This window comes from Azospira sp. APE16 (assembly GCF_047901315.1).
Lineage (GTDB): Bacteria > Pseudomonadota > Gammaproteobacteria > Burkholderiales > Rhodocyclaceae > Azospira > Azospira oryzae.
This window is the reverse complement of sequence record NZ_CP179682.1, coordinates 1,476,763-1,502,506: the sequence shown is the minus strand read 5'-3', so window position 1 is coordinate 1,502,506 and position 25,744 is coordinate 1,476,763. Positions and strand designations below refer to the sequence as shown.

At 66.8% G+C, this 25,744-nt stretch carries 21 protein-coding genes; 7 read left to right on the top strand and 14 right to left on the bottom strand.

All coding sequences use genetic code 11. The annotated features are described in order from the left end of the window. Positions 1–2 precede the first annotated feature (2 nt). The 3 genes from ACLSSQ_RS07300 to ACLSSQ_RS07290 all read left to right on the top strand — a co-directional run bounded on the left by ACLSSQ_RS07300 (position 3) and on the right by ACLSSQ_RS07290 (position 3,359). A complete protein-coding gene (locus ACLSSQ_RS07300) occupies positions 3–1,184 on the top strand; it encodes a vWA domain-containing protein (RefSeq protein ID WP_416244174.1) in 1,182 nt (393 codons plus the stop codon). A gap of 94 nt (positions 1,185–1,278) precedes the next feature. Then, a complete protein-coding gene (locus tag ACLSSQ_RS07295) occupies positions 1,279–2,646 on the top strand; it encodes an esterase-like activity of phytase family protein (RefSeq protein ID WP_416244173.1) in 1,368 nt (455 codons plus the stop codon). Positions 2,647–2,657: 11 nt separating this feature from the next. Then, the gene (locus ACLSSQ_RS07290; RefSeq protein ID WP_416244172.1) at positions 2,658–3,359 is read left to right on the top strand and encodes a histidine phosphatase family protein; all 702 of its coding nucleotides are present in this window, start codon (positions 2,658–2,660) and stop codon (positions 3,357–3,359) included. A gap of 126 nt (positions 3,360–3,485) precedes the next feature. Here ACLSSQ_RS07290 and ACLSSQ_RS07285 read toward each other — a convergent pair whose 3' ends face one another. Further along, on the bottom strand, positions 3,486–4,076 hold the full coding sequence (locus ACLSSQ_RS07285) for a DUF1415 domain-containing protein (protein ID WP_152088973.1): 591 nt from the start codon (positions 4,074–4,076) through the stop codon (positions 3,486–3,488). 144 nt (positions 4,077–4,220) lie between these two features. Beyond that, positions 4,221–6,059, bottom strand: coding sequence for a GspE/PulE family protein (locus ACLSSQ_RS07280; RefSeq protein WP_232058832.1), 1,839 nt, complete (start codon positions 6,057–6,059; stop codon positions 4,221–4,223). Between the two features lie 100 nt (positions 6,060–6,159). Here ACLSSQ_RS07280 and ACLSSQ_RS07275 point away from each other — a divergent pair, with 100 nt between their 5' ends. The 4 genes from ACLSSQ_RS07275 (at position 6,160) to ACLSSQ_RS07260 (ending at position 10,024) form a co-directional block, all read left to right on the top strand. Then, positions 6,160–6,456, top strand: coding sequence for a hypothetical protein (locus tag ACLSSQ_RS07275; RefSeq protein ID WP_416244171.1), 297 nt, complete (start codon positions 6,160–6,162; stop codon positions 6,454–6,456). Positions 6,457–6,681: 225 nt separating this feature from the next. Further along, on the top strand, positions 6,682–7,548 hold the full coding sequence (locus tag ACLSSQ_RS07270; RefSeq protein WP_416244170.1) for a phosphate/phosphite/phosphonate ABC transporter substrate-binding protein: 867 nt from the start codon (positions 6,682–6,684) through the stop codon (positions 7,546–7,548). A 4-nt stretch (positions 7,549–7,552) separates the two neighbouring features. Then, positions 7,553–8,983: a sensor histidine kinase gene (locus ACLSSQ_RS07265; protein ID WP_014238014.1), complete on the top strand. Its 1,431-nt coding sequence runs from the start codon at positions 7,553–7,555 to the stop codon at positions 8,981–8,983. A gap of 9 nt (positions 8,984–8,992) precedes the next feature. Next, positions 8,993–10,024, top strand: coding sequence for an HD-GYP domain-containing protein (locus ACLSSQ_RS07260; RefSeq protein WP_130458733.1), 1,032 nt, complete (start codon positions 8,993–8,995; stop codon positions 10,022–10,024). Positions 10,025–10,096: 72 nt separating this feature from the next. Here the strand turns inward: ACLSSQ_RS07260 and ACLSSQ_RS07255 are convergent, their stop codons facing one another. From ACLSSQ_RS07255 to ACLSSQ_RS07200, 12 genes are all read right to left on the bottom strand, one after another. Further along, a complete protein-coding gene (locus ACLSSQ_RS07255; RefSeq protein ID WP_130458734.1) occupies positions 10,097–11,128 on the bottom strand; it encodes an HD domain-containing phosphohydrolase in 1,032 nt (343 codons plus the stop codon). Further along, positions 11,125–13,626, bottom strand: coding sequence for a PAS domain S-box protein (locus ACLSSQ_RS07250; protein ID WP_416244169.1), 2,502 nt, complete (start codon positions 13,624–13,626; stop codon positions 11,125–11,127). The genes ACLSSQ_RS07255 and ACLSSQ_RS07250 overlap by 4 nt, the downstream gene beginning before the upstream one ends. Positions 13,627–13,765: 139 nt before the next feature. Further along, positions 13,766–15,682, bottom strand: a complete 1,917-nt coding sequence (gene htpG / locus ACLSSQ_RS07245) for a molecular chaperone HtpG (protein ID WP_416244168.1) — start codon at positions 15,680–15,682, stop codon at positions 13,766–13,768. Positions 15,683–15,785: 103 nt separating this feature from the next. After that, positions 15,786–18,392: a diguanylate cyclase gene (locus ACLSSQ_RS07240; protein ID WP_416244167.1), complete on the bottom strand. Its 2,607-nt coding sequence runs from the start codon at positions 18,390–18,392 to the stop codon at positions 15,786–15,788. Between the two features lie 11 nt (positions 18,393–18,403). Continuing rightward, positions 18,404–18,961, bottom strand: coding sequence for a transcription elongation factor GreB (gene greB, locus ACLSSQ_RS07235; RefSeq protein ID WP_014238020.1), 558 nt, complete (start codon positions 18,959–18,961; stop codon positions 18,404–18,406). Between the two features lie 136 nt (positions 18,962–19,097). Continuing rightward, positions 19,098–19,715 carry a [NiFe]-hydrogenase assembly chaperone HybE gene (hybE, locus tag ACLSSQ_RS07230; protein ID WP_416244166.1) on the bottom strand — a complete coding sequence of 206 codons (618 nt, stop codon included), beginning with the start codon at positions 19,713–19,715 and terminating at the stop codon, positions 19,098–19,100. Positions 19,716–19,718: 3 nt separating this feature from the next. Next, positions 19,719–20,006, bottom strand: coding sequence for a HypC/HybG/HupF family hydrogenase formation chaperone (gene hypC / locus ACLSSQ_RS07225; protein ID WP_014238022.1), 288 nt, complete (start codon positions 20,004–20,006; stop codon positions 19,719–19,721). Then, on the bottom strand, positions 20,006–20,506 hold the full coding sequence (locus ACLSSQ_RS07220; RefSeq protein ID WP_287873707.1) for a HyaD/HybD family hydrogenase maturation endopeptidase: 501 nt from the start codon (positions 20,504–20,506) through the stop codon (positions 20,006–20,008). The genes hypC and ACLSSQ_RS07220 overlap by 1 nt, the downstream gene beginning before the upstream one ends. A gap of 128 nt (positions 20,507–20,634) precedes the next feature. Beyond that, entirely contained in the window at positions 20,635–22,347 is a 1,713-nt protein-coding gene (locus tag ACLSSQ_RS07215; protein WP_014238024.1) for a nickel-dependent hydrogenase large subunit, read from the bottom strand. Between the two features lie 21 nt (positions 22,348–22,368). Further along, positions 22,369–23,526 carry a Ni/Fe-hydrogenase cytochrome b subunit gene (gene hybB / locus ACLSSQ_RS07210; protein ID WP_014238025.1) on the bottom strand — a complete coding sequence of 386 codons (1,158 nt, stop codon included), beginning with the start codon at positions 23,524–23,526 and terminating at the stop codon, positions 22,369–22,371. Between the two features lie 13 nt (positions 23,527–23,539). Beyond that, complete coding sequence (gene hybA / locus ACLSSQ_RS07205) at positions 23,540–24,514, bottom strand: hydrogenase 2 operon protein HybA (protein WP_416244165.1); 975 nt, start codon at positions 24,512–24,514, stop codon at positions 23,540–23,542. Positions 24,515–24,516: 2 nt separating this feature from the next. After that, on the bottom strand, positions 24,517–25,698 hold the full coding sequence (locus ACLSSQ_RS07200) for a hydrogenase small subunit (protein WP_014238027.1): 1,182 nt from the start codon (positions 25,696–25,698) through the stop codon (positions 24,517–24,519). Positions 25,699–25,744: the final 46 nt, after the last annotated feature.

The window sequence follows — 25,744 nt, the reverse complement described above, 5'->3', positions numbered from 1 at the left end:
CCATGCTCGCCGGATTCCTCCTGCACCTGCGGGACGCCCGCCTGCCCGTCTCCACCACCGAATTCCTCACCCTCCTGGGGGCCCTGCAGGCCCGGGTGGTGGGCCCCAGCCTGGACGACTTCTACATCCTGGCCCGGGCCTGCCTGATCAAGGACGAAAGCCTCTACGACCGCTTCGACCAGGCCTTCGCCACCTACTTCCGGGAAGTGGAAACCCTGCCCGGCTTCGACGCCGGCGCCGTGCCCGAGGAATGGCTGCAACTGGCCGCCCGGCGCCATCTCAGCGCGGCGGACCGGCAGAAGCTGGAGGCCCTGGGCTGGGAGCGGCTGATGCAGCAGTTCCGGGAACGGCTGGCGGAGCAGAAGGAGCGCCATGCCGGCGGCAGCAAGTGGATCGGCACCGGCGGCAGTTCCCCCTTCGGCCACGGCGGCTACCATCCGGAAGGCATCCGCATCGGCGGCGAGAGCGGCGGCAACCGCACCGCGGTGAAGGTGTGGGAGAAGCGGGAATTCCGCAACCTGGACGACTCAGTGGAACTGGGCACCCGCAACATCAAGGTGGCCCTGAAGCGTCTGCGCCGCTTCGCCCGCAGCGGCGCCGCCGAGGAGCTGGACCTGGAAGGCACCATCGCCGGCACCGCCCGCAACGCCGGCACCCTGGACCTGCAGCTGCGCCCGGAACGGCACAACGCGGTCAAGGTGCTGCTCTTCCTCGACGTGGGCGGCTCCATGGACGACCACATCCAGGTCTGCGAGGAGCTGTTCTCCGCCTGCCGCAGCGAGTTCAAGCACCTGGAGCACTTCTACTTCCACAACTGCGTCTATGAAAACCTGTGGCAGGACAACCGGCGCCGCTTCGACCAGCGCATCGCCACCAGCGACGTGCTGCACAAGTACGGCAGCGACTACAAGCTGATCTTCGTCGGTGACGCCACCATGAGCCCCTACGAAATCCTCTACCCCCAGGGCAGCGTCGAGCACTCCAACCCGGAGCCGGGGGCCGCCTGGATCCGCCGCCTCACCGAGGCCTTTCCCCACGCCGTCTGGCTCAACCCGGAACCCCAGCGGCGCTGGGAGCACACCCAGTCCATCCAGCTGCTGCAGGACCTGCTGGGCCGGCGCATGTATCCCCTGACCCTGGCCGGCCTGGGCGAGGCCATGAAGCAGCTCTCCCGAAGCGGCTGAGAGCACCGCCCCGGCCGGGACGCCGGCTTCTGTCACCGTCCTGCAACAGGCGTCTCCTAGGCTTGGCTGCTTCATCCCCACCCATGGAAGAAGCATGAGCCCCAAGACGCCCCTCGCCCTGGCCTTTGCCGCCGCCCTGGCCCAGGTTCCCGCCCTGGCCGACCAGGCTTTCCCCGCCACCCTGGCGGGCCATGCCGTGCTGCCGGCCCGCACCTTCATCGCCCCGCCCAAGGATGCCCCGGCCAGCCTGGCCGTCTCCGGCAAGTACACCGGGCCCGAATCCCGGCGCGTGGACACGCCCGCATCCCTGCCCGGCACCTCCTATCTCTCGGACAAGAACGCGCCCCGTCCCACCGGCGTCTCCCTGCCCTTCAAGGGCCAGCCGGTGCAGGGCTTCTCCGGCATCAAGCACGCCGGCCAGGGCCGCTACTGGGTGCTGCAGGACAACGGCTACGGCGTCCGCAACAACAGCGCCGACGCCCTCCTGATGTTTCACCTGCTGCAGCCGGACTGGGGCCAGGGTGGTGTCAAACTGGTGAAGAGCGCCGCCCTGCACGACCCGGACCAGAAGGTGCCCTTCCTCATCGTCAACGAAGGCACCCGCCAACGCTACCTGACCGGGGCCGACTTCGACATCGAATCCATCCAGCCCATGGGCGATGCGGTGTGGTTCGGCGACGAGCTGGGCCCCTACCTGCTCAAGACCGACCGCCAGGGCAAGGTGCTGGCCGTGTTCGAGACCAAGGTGGACGGCAAGGTGCTCAAGTCCCCGGACCATTTCAGCGTCACCACCCCGGCCACCAGCGGCAGCTTCACCACCGTGGCCCGCCGCTCCCGGGGCTACGAGGGCATGGCCGCCTCCAGGGACGGCCAGTTCCTCTACCCCCTGCTGGAAGGGCCCCTGTGGAATGCCGAAGAGAAAAAATGGGAACAGCAGGACGGCCGGGAATACCTGCGCATCCTGGAGTTCAGCGTGGCCCGGGGCGAATGGACGGGCCGCTCCTGGAAGTACCGCCTGGAGCAGAACGGCAACAACATCGGCGACTTCAACATGATCGACGCCGACACCGGCCTCATCATCGAGCGGGACAACGGCGAGGGCCTGCCGGAGCACGCCTGCAACGGCCCGGCCCGCCCGGACTGCCAGAACGTGCCGGCCAGATTCAAGCGCATCTACAAGATCAGCCTGAAGGACGCCGACGGCGACGGCTTCGTGCGCAAGATCGGCCACATCGACCTGCTGGACATCGACGATCCGAAGCACCTGGCCCGGCGCGGCGGCAAGGACGGCAAATTCACCTTCCCCTTCGTCACCATCGAGGATGTGGACGTGGTGGACGGGGAGCACATCGTCGTCGCCAACGACAACAACCTGCCCTATTCCGCCGCCCGACAGCCCAACCTGCAGGACGACAACGAGTTCATCCTGCTGCGGGTGCCCGAACTGCTGCAGGCCCGCTAAGGAGAGACGCCATGGGCAAACGCCAACGCTTCGCCGCCCTCCTCGCCCTCTGCCTGGGCCTGGCCGCCAGCCTGCCGGCCCGGGCCGAGGAGGCGGTGCTGGAGCTGTACCTGGCCCGCCACGGCCAGACCGCCTGGAACCTGGAGAAGCGCCTGCAGGGCAGCACCGACAATCCCCTCAACGACACGGGCCGCAGCCAGGCCCGGCAGCTGGGGGAAAAACTGGCCGGCGAAAACTTCGCCGCGGTCTATAGCAGCAGCCTGGCCCGAGCCCGGGAAAGCGCCGCCCTGGCCCGTCCCGGAATGACCGTGCAGGCCCTGCCGGAGCTGGCCGAACGCAGCTTCGGCAAGTTCGAGGGCATGGCCGAGGACGGCCGGGAAGGGCAGGAAGCCGCCCTGCTGGCCGAGTTAAAGGCCCGCAGCGGCAAGCTGGAGGACAGCCTGGACGGCGGCGAATCCCTCGCCAGCCAGGCCCGGCGCGTGGCCCAGGCGGTGGAACGCATCCGCCGCGAGCAGCCCCAGGGCCAGGTGCTGGTGGTCAGCCACGGCGGCGTCACGCCCCTGATCCTGGCCCACCTGCTGCAGCTGCCGGTGGCCGAGGCGGTGGCCCGCATCCGCCAGGGCAACGATGAGGTCTATCTGGTGCGCCTGCGCCCCAGCCAGGCCCCGTCCCTGTGGAAGCTGCTGGGCCGGGACAGCCTGGAGCAGCTGTAGGCGGCCGGTACCGGAAAAGACAAAGGCCCGGGAGGCAGCTCCCGGGCCTTTTTTCATGGGGCCATGCCGCTCACGCCCAGAGGGCGCGGCGTTCGGCCATGGCATGGCTGGGATGGCCGCCCTTGCTTACTCCTGGCCCGGCTCCTCCTGCAACAGCTTGCGCCAGCCCTCGTGACCGAGACGGCGCACGGTGGCGATGTTGCGCTCGTAGATGCTCTCCGGATCGGGGAAAGCGGCCACGGCCCGGTCGATGCTGGCCTCCCGCAGCAGGTGCAGGGTCGGATAGGGGGAACGGTTGGTGACGTTGTCGATGTCGTCCGCCTCGCTGCCGGCGAACTCGTAATCCGGATGCAGGCTGGCCACCTGGTACACGCCCTCGTAGCCCAGGTTGCGGATGAGGGCCTCCACCTCCTGCAGGAAGAAGTGGTAGTCGAGGAAGTCGGTGAGCACGTCCGGATGGATCAGCAGGGTGGTGTCGAGCAGGGCCGGGTCGGTCTCGCTCAGCAGGGTGAACTCCCGCTCCAGTTCTGCCAGCAGCTCGTCCGGCGTGGCGGCGGCGCTGAGGGCGTAGCGGATCTGCTTTTTCACATGCACCGACTTGGCGAAGGGGCACAGGTTGAGGCCGATGACGGCCCGCTCCAGCCAGCGCCGGGTGTCGGCGAGAATTTTCCCGGCCGCCTCGGCGTCGGGATAGGGGTGGAGAACCTCAGGCAGCATGGGCGTCTTTCGCGGAAAAGGGGGGGCGCCGGAAATGGCACGGGAATGGGACGGGATGGGGCAGGCGGCGGAAGCTGGACGCCCCGGCCACGGAGATGAATGGATGCCGCCGACCGCAGCTGGGCCGGAGAACCGCGCGGAGCCTCAGCCCTGGCTGGCCGGGGGCGCCACCTTGATCACCTCTTCCAGGGTGGTGAGGCCGGCGGCCACCTTCATGGCGCCGGAAATGCGCAGGGGCTTCATGCCTTCCCGGTAGGCCTGCTCCCGCACCTTGGCCACGTCGGTGGTGGTGGTCACCAGCTTTTTCACTTCGGGGGACATCAGCAGCAGCTCGTACAGGCCCATGCGGCCCATGTAGCCGGTCATGCGGCACTCCAGGCAACCCACGGGCTGGTAGATCTGGGCCGGACGCTTGGATTTCCACGGCGCCACCAGGCTGTCCCAGATTTCCTCGTCCTCCCGCCGCAGGTCCACCGGCTTCTTGCAGTGGGGGCAGAGGGTGCGCACCAGGCGCTGGGCCATGACCCCGAGCATGGTGGCGTTGATCAGATAGGGCGCCATGCCCAGGTCCAGCAGGCGGGAAATGGCGGAAGGTGCGTCGTTGGTGTGCAGGGTGGACAGCACCAGGTGACCGGTGAGGGCGGCCTGGATGGCCATGTCGGCGGTTTCCCCGTCGCGGATTTCGCCGATCATGATGATGTCCGGATCCTGACGCATGAGGGCGCGCACCCCGTCGGCAAAGCCCAGGTCGATGTTCTGGGAGACCTGCATCTGGTTGAAGGACTGCTCCACCATTTCGATGGGGTCCTCAATGGTGCACACGTTCACTTCCGGCGTCGCCAGCTGCTTCAGGGTGGAATACAGGGTGGTGGTCTTGCCCGAGCCGGTGGGGCCGGTCACCAGGATGATGCCGTTGGGCTGGCTGGTCATGGACTGCCAGCGGACCTTGTCCTCCTCGCCGAAGCCCAGTTCGGCGAAGTCCCGCACCAGCACCTCCGGGTCGAAGATGCGCATCACCAGCTTCTCGCCGAAGGCGGTGGGCAGGGTGGACAGGCGCAGCTCCACCTCCTGGCCGCCGGCGGTGCGGGTCTTGATGCGGCCGTCCTGGGGGCGCCGCTTCTCGATCACGTCCATGCGGCCGAGGAGCTTGATGCGGCTGGTCATGGCGGCCATCACCGCCATCGGGATCTGGTACACCTGGTGCAGCACCCCGTCGATGCGGAAGCGCACGATGCCCAACTCGCGTCGGGGCTCGATGTGGATGTCAGAGGCCCGCTGCTCGAAGGCGTACTGCCACAGCCAGTCCACGATATGGACGATGTGCTGGTCGTTGGCGTCGAACTGGCGGTTGGTCTTGCCCAGCTCCACCAGCTGTTCGAAGGAGGACAGGCCGCTGACCTCGCCGCCCCCGGCCGCCGCCTTCTTCACCGAGCGGGCCAGGTTGTAGAACTCCACCAGATAGCGGGCGATGTCCTGGGGATTGGCCACCACCCGGCGGATGTCCTTGCGCAGGATGGGCTTGAGCTCCTTCTCCCACTCCCGCAGGAAGGGCTCGGCGGTGGCGATGATCACCTCCCGCGTGGTCACCTGGATGGGCAGGATCTTGAAGCGGCCGGCATAGGTGTTGGAGACCACCTCGGTGACGGCGGAGAAGTCGATCTTGAGGGGGTCGATGTGCAGGTAGTCGAGGCCCACCTTGGCCGCCAGCCACTCGGTCAGGGTTTCCAGGATCAGGGGCTTGTGGGGCGGGACCAGGGACTTCCAGTTCTGGTCGGCGATCACCACCAGGGGATGGACGTCGCCCCGGTGATAGCGCCGCTCCTTGACCAGGCCGTCGGCCACCACCGCATCCACCATGCCGTCCTCCACCAGCAGCTTGACCAGTTCCCCCAGGGTCAGGCGATGCTCGGCGACGGTGGCTTTGGCGGAAGTGGCGCTGGCGGAAGTGGAGGCTGGCATGGCGGCGGAAAATGTCGGAAACATGGGGCGGAACTGATCCGCACTATAAACGAATCCCGCGCCGCCCGGGGGCGCGGCAAGGGCGCTATACTCAGGCCATACGCATTTTTACATTGGACCGACCATGAAAGCCCCGGCCACTGCCCTGCTCCTGCTGACCCTCCTCTGCGCCCAGGCAGCCGTGTCGGCCCCAGCCGAGCGGAGTCCGGCCGGCAAGGCCCCGGCGGCAGCCCCTGCCCCGCTCCAGGCCGACTGCAGCAAGAGCCGCCAGCCCCATCGCTGCGAAGCCATGCAGAAGGCCCAGGCGGCTTGCCAGGACAAGTTCGGCCCCGAGCTGCGGGACTGCATCAACCGCCATACCAGCAGCCATCCCAACAGCCACCCCGGCGCCAAGAAGGCCGCCAAACAGCCCGCCAAATAAGGCTGCCAGCCGGCCCCGGGCCACCGCCCGGAGCCCTTCTCCAGCCTGGCCCGCCGCCCTTCGCCATTGAAACCCTACTCTTAATAGGGGATACTGGCGCTCCCCCGTTTGCCCCTCCGCCACCCCCAGGGGACGGCAACGCCACTCCGCCCCCGCAGCTTCCGGCTAGGGCGTGCGCAGCGGACAACGGGACGTCCGGCACTCATCACCCGAGGAGGAACCACCATGGGACCGCTGCTCCGGCGCCTGTCCGGCCTGCTGTGGGCAGGCCTGCTGATGCTCCCCCTCGCGGCCCCTGCCGCCCCCGCCACCGCAAAGGCCACCGCCGGCAAGCCGGCGGAGCGGGTCTACACCCTGGGGGTGACGCCCCAGTTCGAGCGGCGCCAGCTCTTCGCCATCTGGAAACCCATCCTCATCGAGCTGGAAAAGCGCACCGGGCTGCGCTTCGACCTGGCCATCATGCCCGACATCCCCAGCTTCGAGCGCCAGTACAACGCCGGCGCCTTCGATTTCGCCTACATGAATCCCTACCTGATGGTGGCCAACCCGGCCGGCTACATTCCCCTGGTGCGGGACGACACACCAGTCACCGGCATCCTGGTGGTGGCCAGGGACAGTCCCTTCCACACCCCGGCCGACCTGGAAGGCAAGGAAATCGCCTTCCCCGCCCCCAACGCCATCGGCGCCAGCCTGCTCATCCGGGCCGAGCTGGTGCGCAAATACAAGGTCAATTTCACGCCCCGCTACGTCAATTCCCACACCGCCGTCTATCTCTCGGTGACCCAGGGCCTGGCCAGCGCCGGCGGCGGCGTGCAGAAGACCCTCAACGAACAGAAGCCGGAAGTGCAGGAACGCCTGCGGGTGCTGTACCGCACCGCCGCCTTCGCCGCCCACCCCATCGCCGCCCATCCCCGGGTCGACGGGGCCGTGCGCGAGCAGGTGCGCAGCGCCCTCCTGGACTTCGCCGCCACCCCGGCGGGCAAGGCCCTGCTGCAGGAAATCCCCCTGGCCCGCATGGTGCCCACCGCCATGAAGGACTACCAGCCCCTGAAGGACCTGGGCCTGGAAGACTTCTTCGTCCCGGAACGCTGAACCCATGACCCTGCGCCTCAAGCTGCTGCTGCCCCTGGCCCTGGTGTGGACCGCCTTCATCGCCTATCTCTACGGCATCTGGCTGCCCGACTCGGTGCGCTACCAGATCGCCGTCTTCGAGCGGCAGCAGGAACGGGAAATGCACAACCTGACGGAAAGCCTGCTGCCCCTGGTAGTGGCCCGGCAACTGGGGGACATCCACGACACCCTGGATTCCCTGCGCCAGGAGAATCCGGAATGGGTCGAGGTGGTGCTGCAGGACCACGAAGGGCGTCAGCTCTACCCCCTGGCCGGCACTCCCGTCCCGCCGGCCGGGCCCGACGAGCAGCTGCACACCCAGCAGCTGAACCTGGCCAACGACAGCGTCGGCAGCCTGCGCATCCGGATCAGCCACCGGGCCCTGCTGGAAAGCGTGGCCCAGTCCCAGAAGACCCTCTTCGCCCTGCTCGCCTCGGTGCTGCTGGGAGCCTTCCTGGCCCTGGGCGTGGTGCTCGACGCCACGGTGCGGCGCCCGGTCAACCGCCTCATGACTGCCGCCCGGGAACTGGCCGAGGGCCGCTTCGACGCCCACCTGCCCCCCGGCGGCAAGGACGAGATCGGCACCCTGGTCAATACCTTCGCCGCCATGCGGGACCAGGTCCAGGCCACCCAGCAGAGCCTGCGCCAGCTCAACGAGCACCTGGAACAGCGGGTGCAGGAGGAACTGGCGAAGAACCGGGAGAAGGACCACATGCTGATCCAGCAATCCCGCCTGGCCGCCATGGGCGAGATGGTGCACAACATCGCCCACCAGTGGCGCCAGCCCCTCAACGCCCTCTCCCTGCTGGTGCGCAACATCAAGGACGACTACGACTTCCAGGCCCTCACCCCGGAAGTCATGGACCGCTCTGTGGCCGACGCCCAGCGCCTGCTGGGGCGCATGTCCACCACCATCGACGATTTCCGCGACTTCTTCCGTCCGGAAAAGGAGATGACCCAGTTCGACGTCAGCCATGCCGTGGAAGAGGCGGTGTTCATCATGCAGGGCACCCTGAAGAGCCACGGCATCGAACTGGTGGAAAAACTGGACCCCGGCGTCGAAGCCGAAGGCTTCCCCTCCCAGTTCGCCCAGGCGGTGCTCAACATCCTGGCCAATGCCAAGGAAGAAATCCTGGCGCGCAAGGTCGCCGCCGGCCGCATCGAGATCGAACTGCAGCGCCAGGGCGAAACCATCCTCCTGCGGGTCAGCGACAACGCCGGCGGCATCGCCCCGGAGATCCTGCCGAAGATATTCGACCCCTACTTCACCACCAAGGACAAGGGCAGCGGCATCGGTCTGTACATGGCCAAGACCATCATCGAACACAATATGAACGGCAGCATCAGCGCCGCCAACCTGGGCGACGGCGCCTGTTTCACCCTGACCGTGCCGGTGCGCCAGCCGAAAAAGAATTAGAATACGCTCATGGACTCCCATACCCCGCCCGGCCTCGATCTGAACTTCCTGCAAGGCCTGCGCCTGCTCTACGTGGAAGATGAAGACGAGGTGCGGGAACTGCTCTCCCGCTTCCTCGGCCGCCGCGTCGGCACCCTGGAGGTGGCCGTCAATGGCAGGGAAGGCCTGGAAGCCTTCCTCAAGGGCGAGTACGACGTGGTGGTGACCGACATCAAGATGCCGGAAATGGATGGCCTGGAAATGGCCTCCAGGATTCGCGCCACGGGCCATGCGGTGCCCATCATCGTGGTCACCGCCTACAGCGACCGGGATTACCTGCTGCGCTCCATCGACCTGGGGGTGGACCGCTACGTCACCAAGCCCATCGACCCGGACGCCCTGCTCACCGCCATCCACGACGCAGTCATGGTGCGCACCCAGCAGAAGGCCCTGCTGGCGGCGGAAACCCGCATTGCCGACATCCTGCAGCAGACGGTGATGGCCCTGGCCCGTGCCATCGAGATGCGGGACCCCTACACCGACGGCCACCAGAAGCGGGTTTCAGCCCTGGCGGCAGCCATCGCCAAGGAAATGGGGCTGGCGCGGGAGGTGGTGGAAGGGGTGCGTTTCGGCGCCCTGATCCACGACATCGGCTCCATCCGCATCCCCAGCGAAATCCTGTGCAAGCCGGGCAAGCTCAAGCCCATCGAGTTCGAGATCATCAAGAACCACTCCCAGGCCGGCTACGAGCTGCTCAAGGATGTGGATTTTCCCTGGCCCATCGCCGAGATGGTGCGCCAGCACCACGAGCGCCTGAACGGCTCCGGCTATCCCCAGGGCCTCAAGGGTGAAGCCATCCTGCTGGAAGCCCGCATCCTGGCCGTGGCCGACGTGGTGGAAGCCATGAGTTCCCACCGTCCCTACCGCCCCGCCCTGGGGCTGGAGCAGGCCCTGGCCGAACTGGAAAGCGGCGCCGGCCAGCTTTACGATGCCGAAGTGGTGAACGCCTGCGTGCGCCTCATGCGGCGGCGGCCCGATCTGCTGCCGGAGCAGGGGCTGTAAGCCAGCCTGCCGGGGGCCGAGCCTGAGCCCTCCCCGCCCTTTCCCGTTATTCCCGGTGTTATGCGGCCGCTCTCAGGCGGCCGTCCCCACGTAGCGTTCCGGATTGCTCTCCAGCACCGCCAGACAGGCATCCACCGCAGCCCCGTCGTAGAGGGTGCCCCGGTGCTGGCGGATTTCCTCCTTCGCCGCTTCCAGACCCAGGGCCGCCCGGTAGGGACGGTCCGAACTCATGGCTTCCACCACGTCGGCCACAGCGATGATGCGGGCCTCCAGGGAAATCTCGTCCCCTTTCAGGCCCTGGGGATAGCCGGAGCCGTCCAGGCGCTCGTGGTGCTGACGCACCATCTGGGCGATGGGCCAGGGGAAGGTGGCGTCGCCAAGGATCTCGTAGCCCGCTTCCACATGGGCCTTGATCAGGGCGAACTCGTCCGGCGAGGGTCGCCGCGGCATGCTGAGGAACTCGGCCGGCACCTGGATCTTGCCGATGTCGTGGATCGACGCCCCCACCCGGATGCCCGCCACCTGGGCGGCCGGCAGGCCCATGCGTTCGGCGATGGCCCCGGCCAGCTGGGAGACCCGCTTCTGGTGGCCGTCGGTATACGGGTCCCGCACTTCGATGGCCCGCGCCAGCACCGCCACCACCTGGTTCAGGGCCTCGGTGGTTTCCTCCCGGGCCCGCTCGATTTCCCGCTGGTGGAAATGCATCTTGGCGCTGCGGCTGACCGCCTCCATGAGCAGGAAAGGGTCCACCGGCTTGGTGATGTAGCGGTCGATGCCGATCTCGATGGCCCGCACGAAATAGTCCATCTCGTTGTAGGCGGTGATGACGATCACCGGCACTTCCCGCTGGATGTCCTTGATGGCGGCGGCCATGGAGAGGCCGTCCATGACCGGCATGCGCACGTCGGTGACCACGATGTCGTAGCCGCCATGCTGACGGAACAGTTCCAGCCCTTCCTGGCCGTTGGCCGCCACGTCCACCTTGGCAAAACGGCGGGAGAGGAAGCGGGTCAGTTCCCGGCGCACCTCTTCCTCGTCTTCGACGTAAAGCAGGCTGAGGGTGCGCAGGAATTCCGCGTCTTGGTCTTTTTCGAGGGCGTTCATTGCATTGGGGCCGTGGGCGGAAGGGTGTACAAAGGCACGGTGAGGACGAAGCGGGCGCCTTCGGCGGTGTTTTCAGCCCTTATTTTACCGTGCATGCTGCGCTCCAGTATCATTTTGGTCATATACAGGCCGATGCCGCTGCCCTGCTCCTTGGTGGTGAAATAGGGCTCGAAAATGTGCCCCAGGACGTTACCGGGGATACCGCCAGCGTTGTCCTCCACCGTCACTTCCACCTGGCCGTCGCAACGGCTGACCTGCAGGCGGATGCGGGCCGGGCGCACATGGCGCTCCTGCAGCACCTCCTTGGCGTTGGCCAGGACATTGAGCACGGCCTGGGAGAACTGGCCGTGGAAGCCCCAGGCCCGCAGGTCCGGCTCGATGGCCCGTTCCAGGGCGATGTCGTTGTTCTTCAGGGAGGCCTCCATGATGAAGGCCGCATCCTCCACCGCCGCCCCCAGGTCGAAGTCCGCCGGGTCCCGGTCGGGACGGAAGAAATTGCGGAAATCGTCGATGGTGGTGGACATGCGCTGCAGCAGCTTCAGGGCCCGGCCCACGCTTTCGTCCAGGGCCGCCGCATCCAGCTGGCCAAACGCGAAGTCGTCGCGGATGTTGGCGATCACCAGGCCCAGGGCGTTGAGGGGCTGGCGCCACTGGTGGGCGATGTTGTGCACCATCTCGCCCATGGCCGCCAGGCGGGACTGCTGGATCAGCAGCTGGTCCTTTTCCCGGTTGCTCGCCAGTTCCTCCTGCACCCGGGCCTCCAGGCGACTGTTGAGGGCCTGCAGTTCCGCTTCCAGGGTCTTGCGCTCGGTCACGTCCCGGTTGCTCACCCGCCGCCCCAGGGCCTCCCCCTCCTCTCCCACCACCGCCTGGCAGCCGTGGGCGATCCAGCGCACCTGCCCGTCCCGGCGCACGATGCGGAAGTCCACCATGTGCTCGTGATGGAAGACTGCCTGGTTGAGGTGTTCCTGGAACTCCTGCCGGTCGTCGGGGTGGACGATCTGCTGCAGCAGGGAAGGATCGTCGGCAAAGGCCTGGACCCCGTAACCGGTGATGCGTTCCACCGAGGGGGTCATGTAGACGATGCGGCCGTCGGCCCCCTGCCAGTATTCCCAGTCGTAGGTAAAGTCGGCCATGGTGCGGAAGTTCCGCTCGCTTTGCCGCAGGCTGTCTTCGGCCCGCCGCTTCTCGCCCACGTCCTCGACGATGCCGATGCCACCGATGATGGTGCCGCTGGCATCGCGCAGGGGATTGGCGCGGAAGGATATCCACACGTCGATATGGCTGAGGGTGGTGCGATAGCTGCCGTCGTAGGTGCCGCCCTCCCCGGCCAGGGCCTGGCGCATGGCCGGCAGCACCGACTGGTCCCGCAGGCGCTGCAGGTCCAGGCCCTGCAAGGCCTGCACCGTGCTGCCCACCATGGTGGCAAAACGCTCGTTGCAGAAGGTCAGACAGAGGCGGGAATCGAAGTGGATGACGCCCACCGGCAGGTTTTCCAGCAGCAGGCGGTAACGTCCCTCCGTCTCGGCCAGGGCCCGCAGGGCCGACTCCTCCTGCCGTTCGCCGCGCCGGTTGATCACCAGCAGGCCCAGCACCACCGCCGCCAATAGCAGGCTGCCGGCACTGTAGTAGTAGAGCTTGCTGCGCCAGTTGCTGAGGTAGTCCTCCGGCGCCATGCCGGCAAAGACGTAGAGCGGATACTCGCCCACCTTGCGGATGCTCACCAGCCGTTCCACCTGGTCCGTGCCGCTGCGGATCTTCATCAGGATTTCCCGGTCGCCCCGGGCCATGTAGGGCTGGGCCGGATGGGATTCCACCGGCTGGCCGATACGGTCGTCCCGGGCCGGGAAGCGCATCAGCATGCGGGCATGGGTGTCGCGGATGGAGACGTTGCCGTGGGGCCCCAGATCCAGGCTCTGGTAGAAGGGGGCAAAGGATTCGGGCAGGAAGGTGGCCACCACCACCCCGGCAAAACTGCCGTCCGCATTGTTGAGGCGGCGGCTTACCGCCAGGGTCCACTTGCCCGTGGTGCGGCCCAGCACCGGCTCGGCGATCACCAGGCCCGCCTCCGGGTTCTGCACGTGGGCGGTGAAATGGCTGCGGTCCGCCATGTTGTAGGGCGGCAGGGGACTGAGGGAGCTGTAGAGGAAATCTCCCTTCACATTGACCAGGTGCAGGCCATGGACCTCGGGCACGATTTCCCGCTTGGTCCGCAGCAGCCGCTCCAGCTCCTCGCCCCGGGCGCCACGCTGGGCCTGGGAACGGGCCATGTCCTCGGGGGTGACGTGGCCCTGCACGTCCTGCAGGATCTGGTCGATGTTGCGGATGCGGGCTGCGGTGTGCAGCTCCATGAGGTGGCCCAGGTTGCCCACCTCGACCCGGGCCCGCTCCTCCAGACCGTCGTAGTCGCTCTTCAGGCTGACGCCGACCAGGATGGAAAAACCCAGGAGACCGGACAGGCCGGCCATCAGGGGGAGGCGGGAATGGCGGAATTTCATGGCGGTCTTTGTTATATCCACGTACGGCGCGTGGTTTCTTTCCGCCATGCTAAGCCCTCGCCGGCGGAAATGCCAGAAATACGAAGGGCGGGAAAGCGGCCATGCCGCCTCCCCGCCCTCGCCTGCCCTGGCGGCGGACTTACTTGCCGCCCAGGGACAGGGCCAGCATCAGGTCGTTGATGCGCTTGACGAAGCCGGCCGGGTCTTCCAGCTGGCCGCCTTCGGCCAGTTGGGCCTGTTCGAAGAGCAGGTTGGCCCAGTCGTCGAAGCGGGCTTCCTCATACTTCAGGCGCTGCACCGCCGGATGGTGGGGGTTGATCTCCAGGATGGGCTTGACCTCCGGGGCCTTCTGGCCGGCGGCCTTGAGCATGCGCGCCAGGTTGCCGGAGAGGTCATGCTCGTCGGAGACCAGGCAGGAGGGGGAATCGGTCAGGCGGTGGGTGATGCGCACGTCCTTGACCCGGGCCTCCAGGGCCTGCTTCACCTTGTTGGTGAGTTCCTTGTACTCGCCGGCTTCCTTTTCCTGCTCCTTCTTCTCGGCCTCGTCCTCCAGCTTGCCCAGATCCAGGCCGCCCTTGGCCACGGACTGCAGCGGCTTGCCGTCGAATTCGGTGAGGTGGCCCACCACCCATTCATCGACGCGGTCGGAGAGCAGCAGCACCTCGATGCCCTTCTTGCGGAAGATTTCCAGGTGGGGGCTGTTCTTGGCGGCGAGGAAGGTCTCGGCGGTGACGTAGTAGATCTTCTCCTGGCCTTCCTTCATGCGGGAGACGTAGTCGGCCAGGGAGACGTTCTGCTCGGTGGTGTCGTGGTGGGTGGAAGCGAAGCGCAGCAGCTTGGCGATGCGTTCCTTGTTGGCAAAGTCCTCGCCCACGCCTTCCTTCAGCACATTGCCGAATTCCTTCCAGAAGCCGGCGTACTTTTCCTTCTCGGCGGCGTCGTCGCTGTCGGCCATGCCTTCCAGCAGGGACAGCACCTTCTTCACGCAGCCGCCGCGGATGGTCTCGATGTCCTTGCTCTGCTGCAGGATTTCCCGGGAGACGTTGAGCGGCAGGTCGGCGGAATCCACCACCCCGCGCACGAAGCGCATGTAAAGCGGCATCAGCTGCTCGGCATCGTCCATTATGAAGACGCGCTTCACATAAAGCTTGACGCCGTGACGGGCGTTGCGGTCCCACAGGTCGAAGGGGGCCCGGGCGGGGATGTAGAGCAGCTGGGTGTATTCCTGCTTGCCTTCCACCTTGGCGTGGATCCAGCCCAGGGGATTTTCGAAGTCGTGGGCGACGTGCTTGTAGAACTCCTGGTACTGCTCTTCCGTGATCTCGCTCTTGGGGCGGGCCCACAGGGCGTTGGCCTGGTTCACCGTCTCGTCTTCGTCGGTGAGGACCTGTTCCTTCTTCTCCTCGTCCCACTTCTCCGCCTTCATGACGATGGGCAGGGTGATGTGGTCGGAGTACTTGCGGATGATGGACTTCAACTTCCAGGCATTGAGGAAGTCGTCCTCGCCGTCCTTCAGGTGCAGGATGACGTCGGTGCCGCGGCCGGCCTTCTCCACCATTTCCACGGAGTAGTCGCCGGCGCCTTCGGATTCCCATTTCACCGCCTGGTTGTGCTCCAGGCCGGCGCGGCGGGAAATGACGGTGACCTTGTCGGCGACGATGAAGGCGGAGTAGAAGCCGACGCCGAACTGGCCGATGAGGTGGGCGTCCTTCTGGGCGTCGCCGGAGAGGGAGGCGAAGAATTCCTTGGTGCCGGACTTGGCGATGGTGCCCAGGTGGGCCACGGCTTCCTCCCGGGAAAGGCCGATGCCGTTGTCGGAAATGGTCAGGGTGCGGGCCGCCTTGTCGAAGGAGAGGCGGATTTTCAGCTCGGAATCGTCGCCGTAGAGGCCGTTGTTGTTGAGGGCCTCGAAGCGCAGCTTGTCGCAGGCATCGGAAGCGTTGGAGACGAGTTCGCGGAGGAAGATTTCCTTGTTGCTGTAGAGGGAATGGATCATCAGCTGCAGCAGCTGCTTGACCTCTGCCTGAAAGCCGAGGGTTTCCTTGGGTGCGCCCATGCAAGACTCCGTGGGTAAAAGGTGGGAACGAACGGTTGTCGCCGTGCCGGCCCGGGGGCCGGCGCGGTCGTTGCCCCGGAAAATGGGGACGGCAATCAGGATTTCAAGAGGGAATGTTGCCGGGGGCGGCGTAGAGCGCCAGGTTGCGGCCGCTGCGCTTGGCTTCGTAGAGGGCGCCGTCGGCCCGGGCCAGCAGATGGTCGATGTTGGCATCCTGGGGCGCCAGGATGGTGGCGCCGATGCTCACGGTGATGCCCAGCTCGACGCCTTCGGCCACCCGCACCTTTTCCTGGGCCACGGCCTGGCGCAGCCGCTCGGCGGCCTGCATGGCGCCCTGGCCGTCGGTTTCCGGCAGCATGACGGCGAATTCCTCGCCCCCCAGACGGCCGCAGATGTCGATGGCCCGCAGCTCCCGGGCGATGATGGCGGCGACGATCTTGAGGGCCACGTCCCCGGCCCCGTGGCCGTGGGTGTCGTTGATGCGCTTGAAGTGGTCCACGTCCAGCATCAGCACGGCCACGCTGCGGCCCAGGCGGCGGGCGCGGGTGATCTCCGCCTCCCCCTGGTCGAGGAAGCGGGAGCGGTTGTTGAGGCCGGTCAGGGTGTCCACGGTGGCCAGCCGGTGCAGGGAATCCATGGCCCGGTTGCGGTCGATGGCGATGGCGGCCTGGCGGCAGGCGTGCTCGATGACGTCCTTGTCGAAGCGGTTGGGACGCCGGCCCTGGCGGAAATAGAGGGACAGGGTGCCCAGCACTTCCTTGCCCGGGGAGACGATGGGGGTGGACCAGGCGGTCTTCAGCCCCAGGGCCGAGGCGAAGTCGCGGCAGTCTTGCCACTGTTCCGAATCGTCGATGTGCTCGGCGATGATCTGCTTGCCGGTGCGGATGGCGGCGGCGCAGGCGCACACCGCGGGGTTTTCCGGGCAGTTCTGGCCCACGTCGCGGCAGGTGCGGCGCAGGCTGGGGGCGGAGCCCAGCACCAGGTGGCCGTTGTCCGGCTGCAGCAGGAGGACGGCGGCGAAGCAGTCAGAAATGAGGGACTCGACCCGGTTGCACAGGGCGTCCAGCACCACCTGCAGGGAGGCATCGCTGGCGATCAGCTCCAGCACCTGGAGCTCGGCGGCCAGCAGCTGCTCGGCCTGCTTGCGCTCGGAAATGTCGGTGGAGCTGCCGATGAGCAGGCGCCGCCCGCCCAGGTCCACGCCCCGCTTGTAGGAGAGCAGGTAGCGCTCGCCCTTGGGCGTCAGGTGCTTCTCTTCCCGGCCCGTGACCTTCTTCGCCGCCAGGGCCTTGATGTCGTCCTGGCGCAGGCGGGAAGCCACGTCGGCCGGGTACAGCTCGAAATCGCTGCGCCCCACCACCTCGTGCTTGTCGTGGCCGACGAAGGCGGCGGCGGCCTCGTTCATGACCAGGTAGCGGCCGTCCTCGTCCTTGACGAAGACCATCACCGGCAGGGTGTCCAGGATCATCTCGGTCAGGCTGGACTGCTGCTCCAGGCGCTGGTGACTTTCCTTGAGGTCGTCCCGGGCCCGCTTCTGCTCGGTCATGTCGGTGAACACGCAGACATAGTTGATGACCTGGCCGCCCTCTCCCTTGACCGAGGTGATGGTGAGGTTCTCCGGGTACAGCTCGCCGTTCTTGCGCCGGTTCCAGATTTCCCCGCTCCACACGCCGAAGGCCGCCAGGTCGGCGTAGAGCTGACGGTAGAAGTCGGCGTCGTGGAGGCCGGACTTGAGCAGGCGGGTATCGTGGCCCACCGCCTCCTCGGCGGAATAGCCGGTGATGGCGGAAAAAGCCGGGTTGATGGACTGGATGATCCGTTCCGCATTGACGATCATGATCGCCTGCTGGCTCGACTCGGCCACCTTGGAGGCCAGCAGCAGGGCGTGGCGGGACTGCTGCAGCCGCTGGCTCTGCTCCTGCAGGGCGGCCCGCAGCTCGGCCACGTATTCCTGCTCGACGCTGTCCAGGATGTCGGCGTAGGAGAGCAGGCCGGTGATGCGGCCGTGCTCGTCCATCACCCCCAGGTGGCGGATGCGCCGGTCGTTGAAGATCTTGCGCGTGTGGTACAGGGTGGAACTGCGCGGCACGGTGATGAGGGGGAAGGTGGCCACCTCGCCGGCGCTGCAGTTGAGGGATTCCTGGCCGATCAGGCGCAGCACGTCGCGGCCGGTGAGGATGCCCAGATGGCCGTTGTGCTCCACGATGGCGGCGTCGCTGCGGGCCTCCCGCAGGCGCTGCACCGCCTCGGCCACCGGCATGCTGCCGGGCACCTGCAGGGGGGCGCTCTTCAGCACCGAGCCCACGTCGCGCATGTGCACGTAGAACTCCACCCCCTGGTGGTTCACGATGTCGGTCTGGGAAACGATACCCAGGCGCCGCCCGTCCCGGTCCACCACCAGCAGGTGGCGCAGGCGCTCCTGCTTAAAGCGGATGGCGGCGTCGGCCACGGTGTCCGTTTCCCGCACGGTCTTCACCGGCGTGCTCATGACCCGGGAAACCGGCAGATGGATGGATTCGGGGTCGGAGAAATTCAGGGCCAGGGCGTCCCGCTCGGTCCAGATGCCCCGCACCTCCCCCAGCTCCACCACAAGGATGGAGCCGCAGCGGGCCTGGTGCATGCGCCCTGCCGCCTCCGCCACCGTGGTCTGGGGAGCGCATTCCAGCAGCTCGTGCCGCAGGATCTGGGAGATGGGCAGGTCGTAATGCATGATTTCTGTCTTTACTCGATGGCCAGGTAGCGGACTTCGACGATCTCGATCTCCCGCTGGCCCATGGGGCTCTGGAAGCGCACCGTATCCCCTTCCCTGGCCTTGATCAGGGCCCGGGCCAGGGGCGAGATCCAGCTGATGTGGCCCCGGGAGATATCGGTTTCATCCACCCCGACGATGGTGTAGGTCTGTTCCTGGCCCTGTTCGTCGGCGATGGTGACGGTGGCACCGAAGAACACCTGGTCCGTGGCTTCCCGCAACAGGGGATCCACCACCAGGGAGTTGTCCAGGCGCTTGGTGAGAAAGCGGATGCGGCGGTCGATCTCCCGCAGGCGCTTCTTGCCGTAGATGTAGTCGCCGTTTTCCGAGCGGTCGCCGTTGGAGGCGGCCCAGTGCACCACCTCCACCACCTTCGGTCGTTCCACCTTGAGCAGATGCTCCAGTTCGGCCTTGAGACGGGCGTGGCCGACCGGCGTCATGTAGTTCTTGGTGCCGATCGGCAGGCGCTGGGCGGGCTCGAGTTCGTCCTCGTCCGCGTCGTCCGACTCTTTGGTGAAAGCCTTGCTCATGAAGGGAAATGCTCGGTGAGTGCTGCAGGATGCGAAATAATTCACGCACATGATAGTGCAAAAGCCCGCCGCCGTCCCTCAGCGTCAGGCCTGACGTGGCATTTGCGGCAGTCCCGGCGGGCGCCGGGAAGGGGTTTCAGGGGCGCCCCAGGATGCCCCGCAGGAAGCCCCGCCGCCCGTCATTGACGGCCGCGCTCTCGGCCGTGGCGGCCGCAGCGGCAGTGCCGGCAGCGGTGGCGACCGGCGCACCTGCCTCGTTGCCGACGGTGGCAGCGGGGGTGAAGACGGCCTCAGCCGGAGGCGGCGTCAGCAGGGCGCCCAGGGCTTCCCGGGCCGCCGCCAGGGCTTCGTCCTGGGTAGCGAACTGGGGCACCGGCGCCAGCAGCACACAGTACTGCAGCGGGCCCAGGGCCTCGTCCTCGTCGCCGATGAAATCCATGGTCCCGGCCGGCAGCTGCACCTGGCGGCGCAGGCCCTGGGCCAGGTCCTGCCACAGTTCGCCGCCGCCGGGCAGCAGATAGACGTGGAGAAACCAGGGCGTCAGCACGATGCCGACCCAGTCGCCCTGAACGCGGGCGAAGGGCATCGCCGCCACCGCCAGGGCCTCGTTGAGGAAAGGCATGCCGGCCATGGTGCCCTGGCGCACGCGCCGGAAGTGCTCCTCCAGCCGGGGTGCCGGGTCATCGGCCCAGGGCTTGCCTTCCCGGGCAGGGGGCGGCGTCCAGGCCGGTACGCGGGGGCGGAAGGAACTCATGCCCTACTGCCGGTTGAGGTCGGCGAAGTGGCGGGCCGGGTCGTAGTCCCCTTCCAGGGATTCGGCCAGGGCCGCCAGGGCATCCTCGATCAGCAGGCGCTCCTCTTCCTCCACCACTTCCTTGCCCAGGCCGAGGGAGGCCAGGATCCAGGTGCCGACGGGCTGGGGCCCGAGCAGCATCATGTTCACCCGCTCCCGGCGGAAGTGCTCGCCCTCGCCCCGCTCGACCCAGGCGAACTCGCCCTCCTCGCCTTCCAGCTCGACGATCTGCATGGGAATGGAGAGGCACATCAGGCGATCCCTTCAATGGCTTGGGGCACGACGCCGGCCTTGGCCAGCTCGGCCAGCACCAGTTCCAGCATTTCCGGCACCTTGGCTTCCGCCTCCGGCGTCAGGGCCATGCCCGTATCCAGGGAGACGGGCTGCAGGCCGATGAGGGCCACCGCCTTGGGCGCCTTCTCGGTCAGTTCCAGGGCCGCCAGCAGGTCGGAGAGACCGATCTGATGGGGCGAGATCTTGGTGCGGAAGAACTTGGGCACCTCGTCGCCCTGCAGCAGCACGACAGAACCGGGCGGCTGGCCGACCCGCACGGCGTCGGCGATGATGAGCTTGTCCAGGCCTTCCAGGGGCTCCAGCAGTTCCATGCCGGCGGTGCCGCCATCCAGCACCAGCACGTGCTCGGGCAGGGAGTAACGGCGCTGCAGCTCGTCAACGATGCGCACGCCGATGCCCTCGTCGGTGAGGAGGATGTTGCCGACGCCAAGGACGGCGATGGTGGGGGTAGTAGTCATGGGCGGCACTTTAAACAATCCGGCCCCGGGCCGGTTTGAGGCAACGCAAGAAATGCTCCGGGACCAGCCGGGGCACCAAACAAAACGGCGGCACCACCGGCGCCGCCGCTTCCCGTCAAACCGGCGGCTCAGGCCGCCTTGACCTTCACCACTTGGTCGTTTTCCTTGTCCACCACATGCACGGCGCAGGCCAGGCAGGGGTCGAAGGAGTGCACGGTGCGCAGCACTTCCAGGGGCTTCTCGGGATCGGCCACCGGGTTGTCCAGCAGGCAGGCCTCGTAGGCGCCGGAAACGCCCTTCTCGTTACGCGGGCCGGCGTTCCAGGTGGTGGGCACGACGCACTGGTAGTTCTTGATCTTGCCGTCGTCGATCACCACCCAGTGGGAGAGCACGCCGCGGGGCGCTTCGTGGAAGCCGACGCCGGCGATCTCGCCCTTGGGGAAGGTGGGCTTGTTGTAGGTCTTGAGGTCGCCCTTGCCCATGTTGGCCAGGAGCAGGTCCCACTGGTGGGCCAGTTCGTCCACCTGGACGCAGGCCACCACGGCCCGGGAGGCATGGCGGCCGATGGTGGAGTGCATGGCATCCAGGCCGATCTTGGTCTTGGCCAGGGAAGAGACCGTGTCCAGGGCCAGGGTGGCGTACTTCTTGGTGGGCTCGTGGCCGGCGGCCAGCATGGCCAGCATGCGGGACAGGGGGCCGACCTGGGCGGGCTTGCCGTAGAAGGTGGGGGACTTCAGCCAGGAATACTTGCCCTCGTCCTGGAAGTCCGTGTAGTTCGGCGTGGTCTCGCCCTTGTAGGGGTGCAGGGTGGCGTTGTCGCCATCCTTGTAGGAGTACCAGGCGTGCTTGACGGCTTCGGAGACGCCGGCTTCGAAGTACTTGTCGCCGAACTGGGTGATGGGCTTGAAGGTGCCGAGGTCGGCGTTCTGGATGTAGCCGCCGGGCAGGGCGAACTGGGTGCCCTTGCCGTCCAGGGGCAGGTCGGGCACGGACAGGTAGTCCACGATGCCGCGGCCGATCTTGGTCCACTCGGGGTAATGGGCGCCGACCACGGCCACGTCGGGCAGGTACACCTGCTTGACGAACTCGTCCAGCTTTTCGATCCATTCCTTCACCGCCAGCAGGCGTTCCACCGTCAGCACGGACTGGGAATCCACCGCCAGGGGGTTGGCCACGCCGCCCACGGCCACGTTCTGGATGTGGGGGGACTTGGAACCGAGCACGGAAACGATCTTGGAGGCAAAGCGCTGGATTTCCAGGGCCTGCAGGTAGTGGGCCACGGCGATCAGGTTCACTTCCGGCGGCAGCTTCATGGCCGGGTGGCCCCAGTAGCCGTTGGTGAAAATGCCGAGCTGGCCGGTCTTGACGAAGCCGGCGATCTTTTCCTTGACCTTGCGGAACTCGTGCTTGCCGTTGCGGTTCCACGGCGAGAGGCTCTCGGCCAGGGCGGAAGCCTTGTCCGGGTCGGCCTGCAGGGCGGAGACCACATCCACCCAGTCGAGGGCGGAGAGGTGATAGAAATGCACGATGGAGTCGTGCAGGTTGTGGGCGGTGATGATCATGTTGCGGATGTACTGGGCATTCACCGGAATTTCCAGCTTCAGCGCATCCTCCACGGCCCGCACCGAACAGATGGCGTGGACGGTGGTGCACACGCCGCAGATGCGCTGGGTGATGGCCCAGGCGTCGCGGGGGTCGCGGCCGATGAGGATGTTCTCCACACCGCGCCACATCTGGCCGGAGGACCAGGCCTTGGTCACCTTGCCGCCATTCACTTCCACGTCCACCCGCAGGTGGCCTTCGATGCGGGTCACCGGATCGATCGTTACGCGCTTGGTCATTTTGGGTTTCTCCTTGAATTCTTAGTGTGCAGCAGCGTCTTCCGCGGCCAGGACCGGGAAGCGGCGGGTGATGACGATGTAGCCGAAGACCTCGATGGCAAACATGCCGAAGGTGACCAGCATTTCGGGGACGGAGGGGAAGTAGTGCCAGCCGTCGCCGGTCTCGTAACCCACCAGGTAGGAATTGATGCGCAGCAGGACGCCGCCCAGCATCAGCAGCACGGCGCCGACGAAGAGTCGGGCCGGGTTGCGGCGGGAGGCTTCCTTGCCCAGCAGCGCCAGGGGAGCAATGAAGCAGGCCATCTCGAGCCAGAACATGAGGGCCTGCAGGCTGCCCTCGAAAGCCCGGGGCAAGGCGCCGCGGACCAGCAGGTCGCCCATCCGCACCACCAGGAACACCGCCAGCATGCCCAGCATGACCTTGGACAGGGGCGTCAGGATGTGGGTCTCCATCTGGCGGCGGAAGCCGGCGGCGGCCATGCAGGATTCAAAGAGAATCACGGCGTAGCCGATGGTGATGGCGGAAAGCAGGTAGATCAGGGGCAAAGCCATGGACTGCCACAGGGGATGAACCTGGGTGCCCATCACCACCAGCAGGGAGCCGAGGGAGGACTGGTGCATCATGGGCAGCACGGTGCCCAGGGCGATGAAGAAGAACATCACCTTGTTCAGCTTCTTGCGCTTCTCGTGCATGCCCCACTTTTCCATGAAGGTGGGGGAGAACTCGATCCACATCACCACGATGTAGAGGGAGATGCACAGGGCCACTTCGAACATCACCGAGTTGGCCGAGGCGTAGCCCGGGGTCAGGATGTGCCAGAAGTTCCACCAGCGGCCCAGGTCGAAGATGACGCCGACGCCGGCCAGGGTATAGCCGAAGAGAGAGGCCAGCAGGGCCGGGCGCACCAGGGGATGGTATTCGCCCCTGTTGAAGATGTAGACCAGCATGGCCACGGAGAAGCCGCCACAGGCGAAGGCGGAACCGATGACCACGTCGCCCACCACCCACAGGCCCCAGGGGTAGCCGTCGTTGAGGTTGGTGACGGCGCCCAGGCCGAAGACGAAACGGACCAGGATGATGGCCAGAGCCACCACGATCAGGGTCGCCGCGGTGAGGGTCACCGGGGTCAGCAGCTTGCCGCCGACGGGGGTGGGTGCAGCGTGTTGTTGTGCAGACATTGCGATCTCTCCCTTACAGCTCGTCGTCGTCAGGCTTGACGTTGCGCTTGGCGAAATAGGTCATCACGCCGAGCACCGCCAGGGGCATCACCAGCCCGCCGTAGAGCGTGTGTTGCAGGGTTTCCGACTTGGAGGAGGCGGAACGCTCGGGCAGGGGCTTGTGGCCCACCTTCTCGAAGGGCACGGCGGACAGCTTGATCACCTGGGTGCCGCCCACTTCCTTCTCGCCATAGACGTGCTGCACGTAATGGCCCACCACGTTTTCGTAGCTCTGGTCCTTGCCCCCCAGCTGGCCGCGCTGGAACACGGTCTTGGTGCCGGGCTTGAGGGAGAGGCGGCGTTCGGCCTCGGCCTTGAGGTCCGACACCTTGCCGTAGAGGGTGGCGCCGGTGGGGCAGACCTCGGCACAGGCGGCGTACTTGCCTTCCGGCAGGCGGTGGCGGCACAGCTCGCACTTGCCGATCTTGCCGGTGGCGGAGGAGTAGTCGTACTTGGGAATGCCGAAGGGACAGGCGGCAACGCAGTAACGGCAGCCGATGCAGGCGTCGGCGTCGTAGCCGACGATGCCGGTGACCGGGTCCTTGGTCATGGCCGACACCGGACAGGCCGAGACGCAGGAGGGGTCGTTGCAGTGCAGACAGGAGGTCTTCATGAAGGCGTAGCCGTTGTCCGGATCGTCCTTCGTCTCCATGGTGCCGCTGCGGAACATCTTGATGACGTTGAAGGTCTTGGCGGTGGTATCCAGGGGCGTATCCCACAGCTGTTCAGACGTGGAGAATTCCGCCGGGTTGCCATTGACCTCCTTGCAGGCGGCGACGCAGGCCTTGCAGCCGACGCACAGGGTGGCGTCGTAGAGCAGGCCGAGGGCGCCCTCGGGCTGGGGATTGTTGTCCCGGGCGCAGGCCGGGCCACTCACCGAAACGGAGACCGCAGCCGCGGCTGCGCCCCCCGCCAGCGTCCCTTTCAGGAAATTGCGACGGGAAGTCATGGTCACACCTTCTCGGCGGGTTTCTGTTCGGAAGACTGCTTGGCCTTCTCGGCCTCCTCGGCGGCGTGGGAGAGACCCAGGTTCTTCGCCACCATGGCCCCGGCCCCGGCGGCGGCCCCGGCCACGGCAGCCAGCACGGCGGCGGCACCGAGGGAGGCGCCCTTGCCCTGTTCCTCGACGATGCGCGGGAAGGAGGCGGGCGGGGCGTAGGTCATGACCTTGGCGGTCTGGTGGATGGGCTTCTGGAAGCCCACGCCCTGCTCCGTACAGCCGATGCAGGGGTGGCCGCAGGCCACGGGCCAGGTGCCGGCGCCGGCGTCACCGAAGAGGATGGTGGGACAGTTGGCGTAGGTCTCGGGACCCTTGCAGCCCAGCTTGTACAGGCAGTAGCCCTTGCGGTGGCCCTCGTCGCCGAACTCCATGGCGAAGCGGCCGGCGTCGAAGTGGGCGCGGCGCTCGCAGTTCTCGTGCACCAGGCGGGAATAGGCGAACTTGGGACGGCCCAGCTCATCCACCGGCGGCAGCTGGCCGAAGGTGAGGAAGTGCACCACGGTGGAAAGGAAGTTGTAGGGGTTGGGCGGACAGCCGGGAATGGTCACCACCGGCTTGTCGATGATCTTGTTCACCCCCACGGCCCCGGTGGGGTTGGGGTCGGTGGAAGGCATGCCGCCCCAGGAGGCACAGGAGCCGATGGCGATGATGGCGGCGGCGTCGGTGGCGCATTCCTTGACGATGTCGATGGCGGTCTTGCCGCCCACCTTGCAGTAGATGCCGCCATCCTTGGTCGGGATGGCACCTTCCACCACCAGCAGGTACTGGCCCTTGTTGGCCTTCATGGCGGCCTGCTTGGCGGCCTCGATCTGGTGGCCGGCGGCGGCGAAGAGGGTCTCGTGGTAGTCGAGGGAGATGACGTCGAGAATCAGCTTCTCGATGGTGGGATGCTCGGCCCGCAGCATGGATTCGGTACAGCCGGTGCATTCCTGGAAGTGCAGCCAGATGACGGAGGGGCGCTTCTTCACCGCCACCGCCTCGGCCACCGCGGCCTCGGCCCCGGCCGGCAGGCCCAGGGTGGCGGCCATGGCCGTACAGAACTGGAGGAATTCCCGGCGGCCCATTTCCAGGCGCTTGGCCGCCTCGATGACGTGCTCGTGGATTTCCAGGGACTGGAGTTTTTGCTCTTGCATGGCCTCACCCTCGGTCTGTTGCCCCGTTCCCACGGGGCTATTTGCA

Bases quoted from the DNA above. Each gene is read 5' to 3' on its own strand.
- ACLSSQ_RS07295 (WP_416244173.1), top strand. From the start codon at position 1,279: ATGAGCCCCAAGACGCCCCTCGCCCTGGCCTTTGCCGCCGCCCTGGCC.
- ACLSSQ_RS07285 (WP_152088973.1), bottom strand. From the start codon at position 4,076: ATGCTGCCTGAGGTTCTCCACCCCTATCCCGACGCCGAGGCGGCCGGG.
- hybA (WP_416244165.1), bottom strand. From the start codon at position 24,514: ATGACTTCCCGTCGCAATTTCCTGAAAGGGACGCTGGCGGGGGGCGCA.
- greB (WP_014238020.1), bottom strand. From the start codon at position 18,961: ATGAGCAAGGCTTTCACCAAAGAGTCGGACGACGCGGACGAGGACGAA.
- ACLSSQ_RS07280 (WP_232058832.1), bottom strand. From the start codon at position 6,059: ATGTTTCCGACATTTTCCGCCGCCATGCCAGCCTCCACTTCCGCCAGC.
- hypC (WP_014238022.1), bottom strand. From the start codon at position 20,006: ATGTGCCTCTCCATTCCCATGCAGATCGTCGAGCTGGAAGGCGAGGAG.
- ACLSSQ_RS07220 (WP_287873707.1), bottom strand. From the start codon at position 20,506: ATGACTACTACCCCCACCATCGCCGTCCTTGGCGTCGGCAACATCCTC.
- hybE (WP_416244166.1), bottom strand. From the start codon at position 19,715: ATGAGTTCCTTCCGCCCCCGCGTACCGGCCTGGACGCCGCCCCCTGCC.
- ACLSSQ_RS07270 (WP_416244170.1), top strand. From the start codon at position 6,682: ATGGGACCGCTGCTCCGGCGCCTGTCCGGCCTGCTGTGGGCAGGCCTG.
- ACLSSQ_RS07240 (WP_416244167.1), bottom strand. From the start codon at position 18,392: ATGCATTACGACCTGCCCATCTCCCAGATCCTGCGGCACGAGCTGCTG.
- ACLSSQ_RS07260 (WP_130458733.1), top strand. From the start codon at position 8,993: ATGGACTCCCATACCCCGCCCGGCCTCGATCTGAACTTCCTGCAAGGC.
- hybB (WP_014238025.1), bottom strand. From the start codon at position 23,526: ATGTCTGCACAACAACACGCTGCACCCACCCCCGTCGGCGGCAAGCTG.
- ACLSSQ_RS07255 (WP_130458734.1), bottom strand. From the start codon at position 11,128: ATGAACGCCCTCGAAAAAGACCAAGACGCGGAATTCCTGCGCACCCTC.
- ACLSSQ_RS07200 (WP_014238027.1), bottom strand. From the start codon at position 25,698: ATGCAAGAGCAAAAACTCCAGTCCCTGGAAATCCACGAGCACGTCATC.
- ACLSSQ_RS07290 (WP_416244172.1), top strand. From the start codon at position 2,658: ATGGGCAAACGCCAACGCTTCGCCGCCCTCCTCGCCCTCTGCCTGGGC.
- ACLSSQ_RS07275 (WP_416244171.1), top strand. From the start codon at position 6,160: ATGAAAGCCCCGGCCACTGCCCTGCTCCTGCTGACCCTCCTCTGCGCC.
- ACLSSQ_RS07265 (WP_014238014.1), top strand. From the start codon at position 7,553: ATGACCCTGCGCCTCAAGCTGCTGCTGCCCCTGGCCCTGGTGTGGACC.
- ACLSSQ_RS07215 (WP_014238024.1), bottom strand. From the start codon at position 22,347: ATGACCAAGCGCGTAACGATCGATCCGGTGACCCGCATCGAAGGCCAC.
- ACLSSQ_RS07300 (WP_416244174.1), top strand. From the start codon at position 3: ATGCTCGCCGGATTCCTCCTGCACCTGCGGGACGCCCGCCTGCCCGTC.
- ACLSSQ_RS07250 (WP_416244169.1), bottom strand. From the start codon at position 13,626: ATGAAATTCCGCCATTCCCGCCTCCCCCTGATGGCCGGCCTGTCCGGT.
- htpG (WP_416244168.1), bottom strand. From the start codon at position 15,682: ATGGGCGCACCCAAGGAAACCCTCGGCTTTCAGGCAGAGGTCAAGCAG.